The sequence below is a fragment of the Streptomyces sp. 6N223 genome (genome assembly GCF_052246635.1).
Classification (GTDB): Bacteria; Actinomycetota; Actinomycetes; order Streptomycetales; family Streptomycetaceae; genus Streptomyces.
In genome coordinates this window covers 14,340-27,460 of the sequence record NZ_JBQQCA010000077.1, presented here as the reverse complement: position 1 = coordinate 27,460, position 13,121 = coordinate 14,340, and the positions used below count along the sequence as shown (strand labels likewise).

General features: G+C 74.7%; 11 protein-coding genes. 4 read left to right on the top strand and 7 right to left on the bottom strand.

The annotated features are described in order from the left end of the window. Positions 1-123: 123 nt before the first annotated feature. The 4 genes from ACTWQH_RS30480 to ACTWQH_RS30465 form a co-directional block, all read right to left on the bottom strand. The gene (locus ACTWQH_RS30480; protein WP_443290032.1) at positions 124-909 is read right to left on the bottom strand and encodes an AfsR/SARP family transcriptional regulator; all 786 of its coding nucleotides are present in this window, start codon (positions 907-909) and stop codon (positions 124-126) included. Positions 910-934: 25 nt separating this feature from the next. Further along, complete coding sequence (locus ACTWQH_RS30475; protein WP_443290031.1) at positions 935-1,696, bottom strand: thioesterase II family protein; 762 nt, start codon at positions 1,694-1,696, stop codon at positions 935-937. A gap of 201 nt (positions 1,697-1,897) precedes the next feature. After that, a complete protein-coding gene (locus tag ACTWQH_RS30470; protein ID WP_443290030.1) occupies positions 1,898-2,491 on the bottom strand; it encodes an allene oxide cyclase barrel-like domain-containing protein in 594 nt (197 codons plus the stop codon). Between the two features lie 115 nt (positions 2,492-2,606). Then, on the bottom strand, positions 2,607-3,635 hold the full coding sequence (locus ACTWQH_RS30465) for a threonine ammonia-lyase (protein WP_443290029.1): 1,029 nt from the start codon (positions 3,633-3,635) through the stop codon (positions 2,607-2,609). A 183-nt stretch (positions 3,636-3,818) separates the two neighbouring features. Between ACTWQH_RS30465 and ACTWQH_RS30460 the strand changes: the two genes are divergently transcribed. The 4 genes from ACTWQH_RS30460 (at position 3,819) to ACTWQH_RS30445 (ending at position 7,623) form a co-directional block, all read left to right on the top strand. Next, positions 3,819-4,631 carry a 2-oxo acid dehydrogenase subunit E2 gene (locus tag ACTWQH_RS30460; RefSeq protein WP_443290028.1) on the top strand — a complete coding sequence of 271 codons (813 nt, stop codon included), beginning with the start codon at positions 3,819-3,821 and terminating at the stop codon, positions 4,629-4,631. Further along, positions 4,628-5,698, top strand: a complete 1,071-nt coding sequence (locus tag ACTWQH_RS30455; RefSeq protein WP_443290027.1) for an alpha/beta fold hydrolase — start codon at positions 4,628-4,630, stop codon at positions 5,696-5,698. The genes ACTWQH_RS30460 and ACTWQH_RS30455 overlap by 4 nt, the downstream gene beginning before the upstream one ends. Before the next feature lie 114 nt (positions 5,699-5,812). Then, positions 5,813-6,778, top strand: coding sequence for an ATP-binding cassette domain-containing protein (locus ACTWQH_RS30450; RefSeq protein WP_443290026.1), 966 nt, complete (start codon positions 5,813-5,815; stop codon positions 6,776-6,778). After that, positions 6,775-7,623 (top strand): ABC transporter permease, encoded by an 849-nt coding sequence (locus ACTWQH_RS30445; protein ID WP_443290025.1) that lies wholly within the window; start codon positions 6,775-6,777, stop codon positions 7,621-7,623. The genes ACTWQH_RS30450 and ACTWQH_RS30445 overlap by 4 nt, the downstream gene beginning before the upstream one ends. A gap of 14 nt (positions 7,624-7,637) precedes the next feature. Here the strand turns inward: ACTWQH_RS30445 and ACTWQH_RS30440 are convergent, their stop codons facing one another. The 3 genes from ACTWQH_RS30440 to ACTWQH_RS30430 all read right to left on the bottom strand — a co-directional run bounded on the left by ACTWQH_RS30440 (position 7,638) and on the right by ACTWQH_RS30430 (position 13,096). Continuing rightward, the gene (locus ACTWQH_RS30440) at positions 7,638-10,964 is read right to left on the bottom strand and encodes a BTAD domain-containing putative transcriptional regulator (protein ID WP_443290024.1); all 3,327 of its coding nucleotides are present in this window, start codon (positions 10,962-10,964) and stop codon (positions 7,638-7,640) included. A 219-nt stretch (positions 10,965-11,183) separates the two neighbouring features. Continuing rightward, positions 11,184-12,095, bottom strand: a complete 912-nt coding sequence (locus ACTWQH_RS30435) for a hypothetical protein (RefSeq protein ID WP_443290023.1) — start codon at positions 12,093-12,095, stop codon at positions 11,184-11,186. Then, positions 12,092-13,096, bottom strand: a complete 1,005-nt coding sequence (locus ACTWQH_RS30430) for an SPFH domain-containing protein (RefSeq protein WP_443290022.1) — start codon at positions 13,094-13,096, stop codon at positions 12,092-12,094. The genes ACTWQH_RS30435 and ACTWQH_RS30430 overlap by 4 nt, the downstream gene beginning before the upstream one ends. Positions 13,097-13,121 lie beyond the last annotated feature (25 nt).

Sequence of the window (13,121 nt, the reverse complement as noted above, 5' to 3'; positions counted from 1 at the left end):
GCGAACGCTCGTGGCCCCCACCGGTCCGGACCGGTGGGGGCCACGAGCGTTCGCCGGGCGTTGACGGCCCCAGCGTCTCAGGGTCTCAGCGTCTCAGTCTCAGGGCCTCGCCCGGACGAGGCGCTAGACGGCGAGCTGGACGGCGGCGCCGACGAGAGCGGGGTCGTCGGCGCGCAGGATGGCGCGGTGGAGGTCCCGCATCGGCGTGCAGGGCTCCACGCCGAGCTCCTCGATGAGCATCCGGCGCGCCGTCTGGTACGCCTTCAGGGCGTCGGCCCGCCGCTCGGAGCGGTACAGCGCGAGCATCAGCTGCCGGTGGAAGGTCTCCCGCAGCGGGTTCTCCGTGGTCAGCGTGTACAGCAGCCCCACCAGCTGGCGGTGGCGGCCCAGGTGGAGCTGGGCGTCGACCAGCATCTCCACGCACTCCATGCGGGCCTCGTTCATGCCGGTGGCGAAGCCGCGCAGGATCGGCCCGTTGCCGAGGTCGCCCAGGACGGGGCCGCGCCACAGTCCCAGGGCGCGCTCGAAGCACTCGCGGGCCTCCTCGTAGCGCTGGGTCTGCATGCACTCGCGACCGAGGTCGATGAGCTTCAGGAAGGACTGGTAGTCCAGCACGTCGTCCTCGGCCGGGCACAGCACGTAGCCCGGTGAGCGGGTCACGATGGGGCTGCCGGCCCGCCCCTCGCGGTGCAGGAACTTGCGGAGTTCGGAAACATAGACATGAAGACCCGCGGTCGCCCGCCGGGGGAGGTGCTCGCCCCAGATCTCGCCCATCAGCTGATCGGTCGGGACCACCCGGTCCGCGCGTATGAGAAGCGCGGCGAGCAGGATTTCGACCTTCTGTGCGCTGATGCTGGAACTGGTGCCCCCGTCGAGTACGCGCAGTGTCCCCAGCAGCTCGTATCTCACGTCGTTTTTCCCCATTTCTGCGGAACTACTGAAGAATTTCCTTGACGGTGGCGCAGATGGTCTCGACGAGCTCTGGTCCGTGCTGGTCGAGATAGAAATGGCCACCGGAGAAGACGTTCAGTTCGAACGATGCCGTGGTGTGGTCCCGCCAGGCGTCGGCCTCGGCGGTGGTGGTGTGGTGGTCGGTGTCCCCCACGAGCATCGTGATCGGGCAGGTGAGCCGGGCGGCGGATCGCGGGTGGGTCTCGATCGCCGTGTAGTCGCCGCGCGTCGCCGGCAGGATGGTGGCCACCAGGTCCTCGTCCTCCAGCCAGGCCGGGTCGGTCCCCCCGGCCTGCCGCAGCTCGTCCAGGACGCCCGCGTCGTCCCGCAGGTGAACGCCGCCGCCGCGCAGCCGCGACGGCGCGGGGTAGCCGGAGGCGATCATCCAGTCCGGTCCCCGGCCGCCCTGGTCCTGGAAGCGCCGCGCGACCTCGAAGGCGAGGATGGAGCCCATGCTGTGGCCGAAGAAGACGAGCGGGCGGTCCCGTGGCGTGTCCCGCAGCGCGGCGTACGCCCCGTCCGCGAGGGCCGCGAGGCTCTCCACGCAGCCCTCGGCGCGCCGGTCCTGGCGGCCGGGATACTGCAGGGCGAGGGTTTCGATGCCGGGGGCCAGCGACTGCGAGAGCGGGAAGTAATAGCTGGCCGAGCCGCCCGCGTGAGGAAAACAGGCCAGCCGTGCCCCGGAGTCATTCGACGGATGAAAGCGGCGGACCCACTCTCCCCCTGAATTCGTGAAGCCTGCCATGAAGACTCTCTTCTCCCTTTCTCCTTTTCTTGTCATGTGAGTCTAGGGAAATGTGAAGAGCGCGGTAACCCCGAACCGTCCCCTACTGGACGGGGGTACCCCTAGGGGCACCGCGAAACGGCAAAAGGCGCCCGTCGGGAGGGTGTTCCTCCTTCGGGGCGCCTTCGGCGGCGCGGGCGCGTCAGCGGGCGTCAGCCGGCGTCAGCGGCGCGGCGCGCAGATGTCGATGATCGTCTCGAACGGCGGGGCCTGGTTGGGGTCCTCCGGAATCTCCATGATCCGCCAGGTCCAGGTGCCCTTCCAGCCCTCGTACTTGCCGCTGAGGCCCCGCACGGGCTGGGTGATGAACTCGCCCTCGACGACGTCGAACCGGTCGAAGGCGCTCTGCGAGGTGAAGGTGCCCTCGGGGAAGTGGAAGATCTCGTACTGGTACTCGATGTCGTGGCCCTCGGCCGTCTCGTAGATGATGTCCATGTTGCCGGTCGCGGTGGCGACCAGCTCACCGGTCTCCCAGTCGTACAGCTCGTCCAGCCAGACGGCCATGAAGCCGGCCGGCACGTCCGTGCCGGGGTCCATGTTCGTGTCCCAGCTGATCATCTCCTCCTTCAGCCGCCAGTGCTCGCACTCGCGCTTGGGGCGCTCGGCGGACTGGCCGGCCTCGTCGGCGGAGCCGCCGGCCTCGCCGGCGTTCGCGGGCACGATGACCAGCGCGCTGCAGGCGGCGACGGCGGCGGCGACCGCGGGCAGCGCATACCGCGGCCGTCTCATGGTGCGCAGGGGGGTGGGCAGACGCATGACGGATGTCCCTTTCGTGGAAGGTGAAGCGGGATGGAGCCGGAGAGGGGGGATCGTGGGATGGGGCGGGAACCGCGGCGGCGGCGGTCGTGGTGGTGGTGCGGTGGGCGGTGGCTCAGCGTCGGCGGTCCTCGTCGGCCAGCAGCGAGGACACCAGGCTCATCTCGACGTTGCCGCCGCTCAGCAGCACCCCGACGTCCTGGGCGCGCCGCCGGGTGGCGACCCGCAGCGCCGCCGCGAGCGCGGTGGCCGCGGCGGGCTCGACCAGCAGCCGGGCGTGACACAGCGTCAGCCGCATCGCCTCGGCGATGTCCTCCTCCTCGACGGTCATCACCTCGGCCACCGCCTCGTGCGCCAGGTCGAACGGCAGCTGCCCGATGCGGTCAGGACGCAGCCCGTCCGCGATCGTGGGCCGCGCCGCGACCGTCACCGGCCGCCCGGCCCGCAGCGCCTCGGTGAGCGCGGGCACGGCGGCGGGCTCGGCGCCGACGACCTCGATGCCGTGACCGCGCGTCGCCAGGCAGGCCCCGGCCACCGCGCTGCCGCCGCCGACCGGCAGCACCACGGCGTCTAGCCGGCCGCCCGCCGATGCCACCTGGGTCAGCAGCTCGGCGGTGGCCGTGCCCTGCCCGGCGACCACGTCGGGATTCTGGTAGGGGTCGATGACGTCCAGGCCGCGCGTGGCCCGCAGCTCCTCGACGACCGCGACCCGCTCGGCGAGCATGGTGCCGGCCTGCCGCACCTCCGCCCCGGCGCGGCGGATGCTGGCGACCTTCGTCGGCGCGGCGTCGCGCGGCAGCACCAGCACGGCCGGCAGGCCGTGCTCGCGCGCCGCCAGCGCGACCGCGATGGCGTGGTTGCCGGTGCTCTGCGCCACCACACCCGGACTGCCGGCGGCCACCAGCCGCTCGACGGCCAGCAGCGCGCCGCGCATCTTGAACGCCCCGCCGCGCTGGAGGTTCTCCGCCTTCAGCCACAGCCGGGCGCCAGCCAGCCGGTCCAGCTCCTCGTTGCGCAGCACCGGGGTGCGCAGCACGCGGCCCTCCAGCCGCCGCCGCGCGTCGTGCACGCCGGCGTAGCTCAGCAGCGGCACGCCGTCGGCCAGGACGGACACGCCGCCGCCGCTCGTCTCGATCCCGGGCATGCGGGCCTCCTCGTTCGGGTCAACGGGGCCAGGGAGTGCGGGGCCTTACAATTCGCAGCGGCACTAAAATCTCCCTAATCCCCGCCTTCGTGGCCGGGATGAGGAGAAGTCGGGGAGCGGATGCGACGAGGGTTTTAGCCACCGCCAAGGCGGCCCTTAGCCCGCGCGCCGACGCTGGTGTGTGTGAAGATCACCCCCATTGCCAGGGAACGCCGGCCCACGCTGCACTTCCTGCGGGAGATCCGGGCGTTCTCCCCGGTGTTCCTCGACACGGACATCGACATGACCGCCGTCGTGCGACACCGGGACACCCGGCACAAGCACTCCGTGGTCACCTACGTGCTGCACGCCGCCGCGCGCGTGCTGGCGTCCCACCCGGAGGCCAACGCCGCGATCCGGGGCGTCGCCCGGCCGCGCGTCGCCCGCTACGCCTCGGTGAACGGCAAGTTCACCCTGGACCGGACCATGGGCGGGCAGCGGATCGTGCTCTCCACCGTGCTGCCCGGCCTGCACCGGGCGAGCCTGGCCGAGATCCAGGAGCGGGTGGACCACTTCCGCGACGGCGACCCGGCCGTGATGGAGGAGTTCGCCGGGGCGCGGCTGCTGCAACGCCTGCCGTGGCCGGTGGGCGGCTGGCTGTTCCGGATGGGGACGCGCCCCCTGCGGCGCCGGGGCGAGATGCTGGGCACCTTCGCCGTGACCTCCCTCGGGCACCGGCCCGTGGACGGCTTCTACTCGGTGGGCGGCACCACCATCACCCTGGGCGTCGGCCGCATCGCCGACCGGCCCGTGGTGCGCGACGGCGAGGTGACGGTGGCGCCCGTCATGCGGCTGTCCCTCACCTTCGACCACCGCGTCATCGACGGCGCCGAGGCCGCCGACGTCCTGGCCGACATCCGGTACGCCCTGGAGCACTTCGACGACGGCGGCGACCCCGGCGACCCCGGCGATCCCGGCGACGGCGGGCACGAGGAAGAGCAGGAGGGCGCGGCGTGAACAGCGTCGAGGAGCTGAAGCAGTACGTGGGCGTCCACGCCAAGGGGCTGGAGATCACCGACTACCAGCGGCTGCTGGACCGCATCGCCACCGACGGCGACGGCCCGGGCTCCTGGACCGGGGAGTGGACCGCCGAGGGCGACCGCCTCCACGACAGCGGCCAGCACCTCCAGGCCAGCCGCCACTACCTGATGGCCCGCTTCCCGTTCGTGGACGGCGCCGCCCGCCAGGAGGCGTACGAGAAGTCGCTGAGCGCCTTCGAGCTGTGGCGCACCGGCCAGGACATCCACCGCATGGACATCGACGTGGCCGGGCGTCAGGTCGGCTGCTGGCAGACCGGCCTGTCGGCGACCCGGCGCCGCCCGGTGCTGGTCATCATGGGCGGCCACCTCACGCTCAAGGAGCAGTGGGCGCCCGCGCTTCCCGTCTTCGCGCGGCTCGGCTTCGCCACCATCGTCACCGAGCTGCCCGGCGTCGGCGAGAACGAGGTGCCCTACGACGCGGGCAGCTGGCGTTTCCTCTCCGCCATCCTCGACGCGGTCGCCGACCGCGCCGACGTCGCCCGCAGCTACACGCTCGCCATGAGCTTCAGCGGGCACCAGGCGCTGCGCTGCGCCATGGAGGACCCCCGCATCCGGGGCGTGGTCACGGCGGGCGCGCCGATCGCGGAGTTCTTCACCGACAGCGCCTGGCAGAAGGACCTGCCGCGCGTCACCGTGGAAACCCTCACCCACCTGACGGGCCTGGACGTCGCCGAGCTGGGGGACTGGGCGCTGCCCCCGGAGCGGCTGGCCGCGCTGGACATCCCGGTGGCGTACCTGGCCAGCCTCAGGGACGAGGTGATCCCGCCCGCCGACCTGCGGCTGCTGCGGCAGCGGGTGCGCGACCTGCGGCTGCTGGAGCACGACGACGTGCACGGCTCGCCCGGCCACACCGAGGAGAACAAGCTGTGGCTGGCGCTGTCGCTGCTGCGCATCCGGGGGGACCGCGACCCGAGAACGTTCATGATCGGCCTGATGTACCGCATGGCGCGCGCCCGCGCCCGCCTGCGGCGCCGGCCGGCGTAAGGGCCGGCCCCGGGCCGTGTGCGCGGCGTACCAGCCGGCTGTGAGCGCGGTGCCAGCGGCGCCCGCCATCGTGGACAACGAGCCGAAGTCCCGGGGATGAAGGGACGAAGAGAGATGACGTACGTGATCCAGGCCGAGGGCCTGAAGAAACGCTTCGGTGAGACCCGCGCCCTCGACGGCGTGGACCTCCGCGCCCGCCGGGGCACGGTGCTGGGCGTTCTCGGCCCCAACGGCGCGGGCAAGACGACCGCGGTGCGCGTGCTCAGCACCCTGCTGAAGCCCGACGCGGGCCGGGCCGAGATCTGCGGCTACGACGTCGTCAGGGAAGCCGTGCAGGTGCGGCAGTTCATCGGGCTCACGGGACAGTACGCCTCGGTGGACGAGGAGCTGACCGGCACCGAGAACCTCATCATGATCGCCCGGCTGCTGGGCCTCGGCCGCGGCGAGTCCCGGCGCCGCGCCCGCGACCTGCTGGAGCGCTTCAGCCTGTCCGACGCGGCCGGCAAGGCGGCCAAGCACTACTCCGGCGGGATGCGGCGCCGCCTCGACCTTGCCGCCAGCATGATCAGCGAGCCCGAGGTCATCTTCCTCGACGAGCCGACCACCGGCCTCGACCCCCGGGCCCGCAACGAGGTCTGGGCCACCGTCCGGGGCCTGGTCGCGAACGGCACCACGGTGCTGCTGACCACCCAGTACCTGGAGGAGGCCGACCAGCTCGCCGACCAGATCGTCGTCATCGACCACGGCCGGGTGGTGGACACCGGCACCGCAGAGGAGCTGAAGGCGACGATCGGCAGCCAGACCCTGGCCGTGCGCGCCATCGACCGCTCCGCCACGCCCCGGCTCCTGGCCGCCGTCGCCGAACTCACCGGCGCCGGCCCGGAGGTCGACGACGACACCGGCCTGGTCACCGCCGCCGTCGAGGACCCGGCGCTGCTCTCCGCCCTCGTGCGGCGCCTGGACGACGAGGGCATCGTCGCCGCCGAGCTCACCCTGCGGCTGCCCAGCCTCGACGAGGTGTTCCTCACCCTCACCGGCCACCACACGGAAGAGCCCGCCCCCGCCGGAGAGCCGTCATGAGCACACCCCTCACCGCCGCCAAGGGCGCCCCCGCCGACGACGACGCCCCCGCCCCCGCCCGTGCCCCGTACGCCCGCATCGGCGCCGGGCAGACGCTGCGCAACTCCCTCACCCTGGCGTGGCGCATCGTCATGAAGCTCAAGCACTCCCCGGCCAAGCTGGCCGACACCGCGCTGCTGCCCATCGTCTTCCTCGTCCTCTTCCTGTACGTCTTCGGCGGCGCGCTCGCGGGCAGCACCCACGACTACCTCCAGCTGCTGCTGCCGGGACTGGTCGCGCAGATGGCCATGTTCGCCACCATGGGCCTGGGCAACTCCATGAACGAGGACATCCACAAGGGCGTCTTCGACCGCTTCCGCAGCCTGCCCGTCGCCCGCTCCGCGCCGCTGATCGGGGCCGTCCTCGGCGACTCGATCCGGTTCTGCACCACCATGGCGGTCCTAACCGGCTTCGGAACGCTCCTCGGATTCCGCTTCCACAACGACCCGCTGTCGGTGCTGGCCGCCTACGGCCTGGCGTACCTGTTCTACCTGTCGATCAGCTTCCTGTCGCTCCTGATGGGCCTGCTCGCGCCCTCGCCCGAGGCCGTGCAGGGCTTCACCTTCATGTGGTCGATGCCGCTGACCTTCGGCAGCAGCGTCTTCATGTCCGACACCGACACCATGCCCGGCTGGCTCCAGGGGTGGGTGGACATCAACCCCGTGACGCAGCTCGCCGAGTCCGCGCGCGCCCTGATGCTCGGCGGCCCGGTCGGCGACCACGTCTGGTACTCGCTGCTGTGGGTGCTCTGCATCACGGCCGTGGCCTTCCCACTGGCGCTGGCCACCTACCGGCGCCGCGTCTAGCCCAACGCCGGGACCTACCAGGACTCCTGGTCCTGGCCGTCGCCGGCGGCGGCCAGGACCAGGGCCCGCCCCGGCGTGGCGCGCCGGCCCCGGGCGTACGCCGCCTCGAACGCCGGGCGGCCCAGCGCGCCGGTGGCCGCCGCCGTCGCCCGCCGGACCTCCAGGCTCCGCTCGTCGCGGAAGCCGCGCAGCGCGTGCGCCGCCCCCAGCAACTCGGCGGCCCGCGCGTGCTCCCCAAGGGCCGCGGCGAGCGCCGCCCGGCCCTCGACGAGAACGCCCAGCGACTGGTGGTGCCGCAGCGCCTCCGCCCCGGCGTCAGCGTCGGTGCCGGTGCTGGCGTCGGCGTCGGCGCGGCAGCCCAGGGCGCTCGCCGCCCGCGCGTGCCAGCGGGCCGCGCCCGCCAGGTCGCGCCGCTGCTCGGCCAAGCAGCCCAGCCTGCTGAACGTCAGCGCGCTGGGCTGCGCGAAGTCCGCCCGCCCCAGCCGTGCTTCGACCAGCTCACGGGCCCGCTCCAGCGCCGCGCGGGCCGCGTCGAGATCCCCCCGGCGGCGCGCCAGCTCGCCCAGCGCCAGGTGCCCGCCGACGGCCGCGCCGTGCTCCCCGATCCGCTCGGCGGTGCGCACGCCGAGCGCGATCTCCTCCCCGCCGCGCGCCGCGTCGCCCGCCTCGGCCCGCGCCCGCCCCAGCGGTATCAGCGCCAGCGCCCCCCGCTCCGTGCCGCCCTCGCCGGCCAGGGCGAACGCCTCCTCTCCCAGCCGCACCGCCTCGGCCGGCTCGCCGCGGATCAACGCCAGCTCCAGCAGCCCGCCCAGCGCCAGGCCGCGCCCCCAGCGCTCCCCGATCTCCGCGAAGCGGGCGTGCCCCTCGGCCAGTTCGGCCGACGCCTCCTCGATCCGGCCCTGGTTCAGCGCCAGATGACCCAGGCTCACCCGGCTGATGGCCCGCACCCACGGGTCGGCGTGCCCGGCTATCGCGCGCAGCTCCCGCCGCGCCGCATGCAGGTCCGCCGCGTACAGCGCCGCCGCGGCGGGCGCCAGGAACAGCGCGGGGTGGCGCGGCCTGCGGGGAATCCACCCCAGCGCCGTGTCCACCGCGGCGCGGACGGCCCGCGGGTCCGGCTCGCCCTCCCCGGCCAACTCGCCCACCAGCACCGCGATGAAGGTGCACATCGCGTACTGGTCGGCCAGGCCCGGCGGCGGGCAGGGACCGGCCAGCTCCCGCACCGCGACCGCCCAGCCGCCCGCCTCCGCCCGAAGGTCGCTCATGATCCAGAACCAGGCCAGCCCGCCCACCAGCCGCAGCGCCGTCGCCGCGTCCCCGGCGTCGAGGGCGTGCCGCAGCGCCGCCTCGCAGTTGTCGCGCTCGGCGGCCAGCAGCCGGGAGTAGCGCAGCTGCTCGCTGCGCCGCAGCTCGGGCTCGGCCCGCTCCACCAGGGCCAGCACGTACGCCGCGTGGGCGGCGCGGATCCGCTCCCGCTCCCCGGCCTCGGCCAGCCGGTCGGCGGCGTACGCCCGCACCGTCTCCAGCAGCCGGTACCGCACCCCGCCCTCCGACTCGCCCGTGGCCATCACGAGCGACTTGTCGATCAACGCCGCGACCACATCGACCACATCGGCGGCCCTGGCGGTGTCGGCCGCCGTCTGCCCGCACACCGCCTCCACGCCCTCCGGGGTGGCGCCGCCGGCGAAGACCGACAGCCGCCGCAGCACCGCCCGCTCGGTCTCGTCCAGCAGCTCCCAGCTCCAGTCGATCACCGCCCGCAGCGTCTGGTGGCGCGGCAGCGCCGCCCGGCTGCCGCCCGCCAGCAGCCGGAACCGGTCGCCGAGCCGCTCGGCGACCTGCCGCAGCGTCAGCGAACGCAGCCGCGCCGCCGCCAGCTCGATGGCCAGCGGAATCCCGTCCAGCGCCCGGCATATCCCGGTCACCAGCCGGGCCGCGCCGTCGTCGAGGGCGAAGCCCGGCCGCACCGCGGCGGCCCGGTCGGCGAACAGCCGCACCGAGGCGTACGCCATGGCCTCGGCCGCGTCCACCGCCGGCCCGGGCAGCGGCAGCGGCAGCGGCGGCACCGGGCACAGCGTCTCCCCGATCAGGCCCAGCGGCTCGCGGCTGGTGGCCAGAACCCGGACCCCCGGGGCCGCCGCCAGCAGCCGGCCCGCCAGCCGGGCCACCGCCTCGGCCAGGTGCTCGCAGTTGTCCAGCACCAGGATCAGGCGACGGCGCGCCAGCGTCTCCACCAGCCGGTCCATGGGGTGGGGCACCGTCCGGCCGACGCCCTCGGGGCTCGCGGCGCCGGGGACGCCGAGCGCGGCGAGCACGGCCTGCGGCACCGCGCCGGGCGCGCTCACGCCCGCCAGCGGCACCAGCCACACCCCGTCCGGGCAGTCGGCCACCAGACGGCCGGTGACCTCCACCGCCAGCCGGGTCTTGCCCGCCCCGCCCGGCCCGGTCAGCGTCACGAGCCGGGCCTGGCCCAGCAGCTTGCCCAGCCGCTCGGACTCCTCCTCGCGCCCGACGAAACTGGTCAGCGGCGCCGGCAGGTTGGTCGGGGCACCCGCCTCGGGCTCAGGGTGCGGCTGCGGGGGCGGGACCGAGCGCGGGGGCGGGGGCGCGTCGAGCCCCGGATCGCCGCGCAGCACGGCCAGGTGCAACGCCCGCAGCTCGGCGGAGGGATCGAGCCCCAGCCGCTCCGCCAGGTCCCGGCGGATGTCCTCGTACGCCGACAGCGCGGCGGCCTGCCGCCCCGCGGCGTACAGCGCGCGCATCAGCTGGCCGCGCAGCCGCTCCCGCAGCGGGTGCGCGCGGCTCAGCTCCTCCAGCTCCGGCACCAGGCCCGCCGCCTCGCCCAGCGCGAGCTCGGCCTCGACCCTGTCCTCGGTGGCCCCCAGCCGCAGCTCCTCAAGGCGCGTGACCGTGGCCGCCGCGAACGCGGCGTCGGCCACCTCCACCAGCGCCGGTCCGCGCCACAGCGCCAGCGCCTCCCGCAGCCCCGCCGCCCGCTCCGGGGGCCGCGGCTCGGCCCGCGCGGCGGCCACCCGCCGCTCGAACGCCACCGCGTCCACCCGCTCGGGATCCACCGCCAGCCGGTACCCGCCCGGCACCGCCTCGACCAGCTCCCGCCCGCCCGCGCCGCGCAGCCGGGAGACCAGCGTGTGCAGCGCGTTCCCCGGCGCGGCGGGCGGCGATCCCGCCCACAGGTCGTGAATGAGCCGGTCGGTGGTGACGAACCCGCTCACGTCGATGGCCAGCCGCGTCAGCAACGCCCGCAGCCGCTGCCCACTGACCTCGACCAACCGGCCCGCCCCGTCCCGCAGCTCCAGCGGCCCGAGAATGCCGACGCGCATGAAAACCCCCTTCCCGTGAGGTCATTGTGGCAGCCGGGTGCGACAGCCGGCCGTCGCGCGGCTCCGCGTAGCGTCACCCGGTCGGCGGCGGCGCCGGGGGACGAGGAGGCGGGCCGCGTGGACCCGGAAGTGGACAGCGAGCTGGACGGCTGTCGGGGGATTCTCGCCGAGGTGTCCGCGACCGGCAGGCGCCTGAGCCGGGAGGAGTCGCGTGAGCGCTCAGCCGAGCAGCCGCAGCGAGGTCTCCGCGATGCCGACGCGCACGGTCTGACCCCACGTCAGGCTGAGCGTGTCGGTCTCCATGCCGTCGCCGAACGCCACCAGGCGGTCGGTCTCGATGGTCAGGCGCAGCCGCTGGGCCGCCGTCAGCTCGCCCTCGACGAGGCCGGTGCCCGTCGTCGGCGACGGCCAGGCCTCGCGCACGAACCACAGCAGGCGGCGTTCGGCGGGCGCGGGCAGGGCCAGGCCGCTGCGCGCCTGCTGCCACAGGGACCGCAGCCAGCCGGTCGCGCCGGTGCCGGTGCCGACCACGACGCCGGAGGACGCCTGCGACTCCGAGGCCGGCTGCGACTCCGGGGCCGCTTCGGCCGGGGCGAGGCGGTAGCGCGCGGTCTGGTGGGTGGGCGGGCCGAGGTAGATCTCGTTGAGGGCGACCAGGCGCTGGGTGTCGTCGGCCACCGCCTCGACCATGGTGAGCTCCTCGATCGCGCCCGCGCCCGCCTCGGCCGCCCGCAGCAGCTTCGCCGCGTCGGCCACCCGGTGGCGCACCAGCACGCCCGGGTTGCGGCCCGGGTCGGTGTCGATGCCGACGACCGGCTGCCCGGCCAGGTACTTGGCGGCGTTGGCGACCAGCCCGTCCTGCCCGACCACGACCACCACGTCCTCGGGCGCGAAGAGGAAGCGGTCCAGGTCGGCGCGCTCCACCCGGGTCTGGCGCCACGCCAGCGGGACGGCCGCCGTCACCTCGGCCAGAGCACGGCGGGTGCGGTGGTGGCGTTCGGCGACCTCCTCGACGGCGCGTCCCCGGCTGGCGAGGAAGAACGCCGCCTGGCCGTGGGTGCCGTGGCGGGCCAGCAGCTCCTCGTACTCGGTGGTGCGGTGCACCAGCACCGCGCGCGGCGCGAGGCTCACTCGCCGCCCCGCCGGCGGAGCTTGGCGAGCAGCTCGGTGAGGATGTCCGGCGTCACGGTGAGGCTGTCGACGCGCGGCAGGTTGCGGGCGACGCGGTCGGCGGTCAGGGCGTTCAGCACGGCGGGGTCGATCTCGGCGTGGACCCGCAGCCACGCGGCCTGGGCCTGCGCCCGCGCCTCCCCGGTCTCGCGCGACGCCTGCGCCTCGGCGCGCGCCAGCCGCACCCGGCGGGCGGCCTCGGCCTCGGCCCGTACGCCGTCGGCCGCCGCCGCCTCCTCCGCCTCGCGGCGGGCGTTGGTGCCGCGCTGCTCGACCAGCCGCTCCTCCTGCCGGGCCAGCTCGATCTGGCTGGCCAGCTCGTTCTCGGCGATGGCGCGCTCCCGCTCGACGGCGACCGCGCGCCGCTCGTACGTGGCGCGGTCGGCCTCCTGCTGGATCTGCTCGCGGGCCGGGGTGCGCAGCGCCCGCTCCACCTCCGGCTCGGGGCGTATGGCGACCACCCGCACCGCCACCACCTCGATGCCGGTGGCGGGCAGCCGCGGCTCGGCCGCCAGGCCCTCGCTGATGCGCTCGCGCACGGCGGCGACGCCGTCGACCAGCGCCGCCGACAGGGGCGTTCGGGCGAGCACGTCCAGCGCGTGCTGCTGGGCGGACTCGGTGAGCAGGGTCGAGATCTGCTCCAGCGGCGAGCCGCGCCAGGCGCCGGTGTCGGGGTCGATGGAGAAGTCCAGGCGGGTGGCGGCCGTGGCCGGGTCGCTGATCCGGTAGGTGACGGTGGCCTGCACGGAGACGTCCTGGAAGTCCGAGGTGCGGGCGTGGAAGGCGACGGCCAGCTCGCGGTCGGCGATCGGCACCTCCGACAGCGCGGCGGACAGCGCCCGGAACCAGAACGTCAGGCCGGGGCCGTCGTGCGCGAGCCGGCCGCCCCGGTGGTGGCGGATGTGCGCGGTGGGCGCGGAGCGCAGGTGGCGCCAGCCGAGGCGCCGGGTGATGTCGGCCATGGAAGACCCCCTTTTCGTCAGAATG

What these genes read in the sequence shown, in the direction of transcription:
- ACTWQH_RS30475 (WP_443290031.1), bottom strand. Translation starts at nt 1,696, where the DNA reads ATGGCAGGCTTCACGAATTCAGGGGGAGAGTGGGTCCGCCGCTTTCAT.
- ACTWQH_RS30470 (WP_443290030.1), bottom strand. Translation starts at nt 2,491, where the DNA reads ATGCGTCTGCCCACCCCCCTGCGCACCATGAGACGGCCGCGGTATGCG.
- ACTWQH_RS30465 (WP_443290029.1), bottom strand. Translation starts at nt 3,635, where the DNA reads ATGCCCGGGATCGAGACGAGCGGCGGCGGCGTGTCCGTCCTGGCCGAC.
- ACTWQH_RS30450 (WP_443290026.1), top strand. Translation starts at nt 5,813, where the DNA reads ATGACGTACGTGATCCAGGCCGAGGGCCTGAAGAAACGCTTCGGTGAG.
- ACTWQH_RS30445 (WP_443290025.1), top strand. Translation starts at nt 6,775, where the DNA reads ATGAGCACACCCCTCACCGCCGCCAAGGGCGCCCCCGCCGACGACGAC.
- ACTWQH_RS30440 (WP_443290024.1), bottom strand. Translation starts at nt 10,964, where the DNA reads ATGCGCGTCGGCATTCTCGGGCCGCTGGAGCTGCGGGACGGGGCGGGC.
- ACTWQH_RS30430 (WP_443290022.1), bottom strand. Translation starts at nt 13,096, where the DNA reads ATGGCCGACATCACCCGGCGCCTCGGCTGGCGCCACCTGCGCTCCGCG.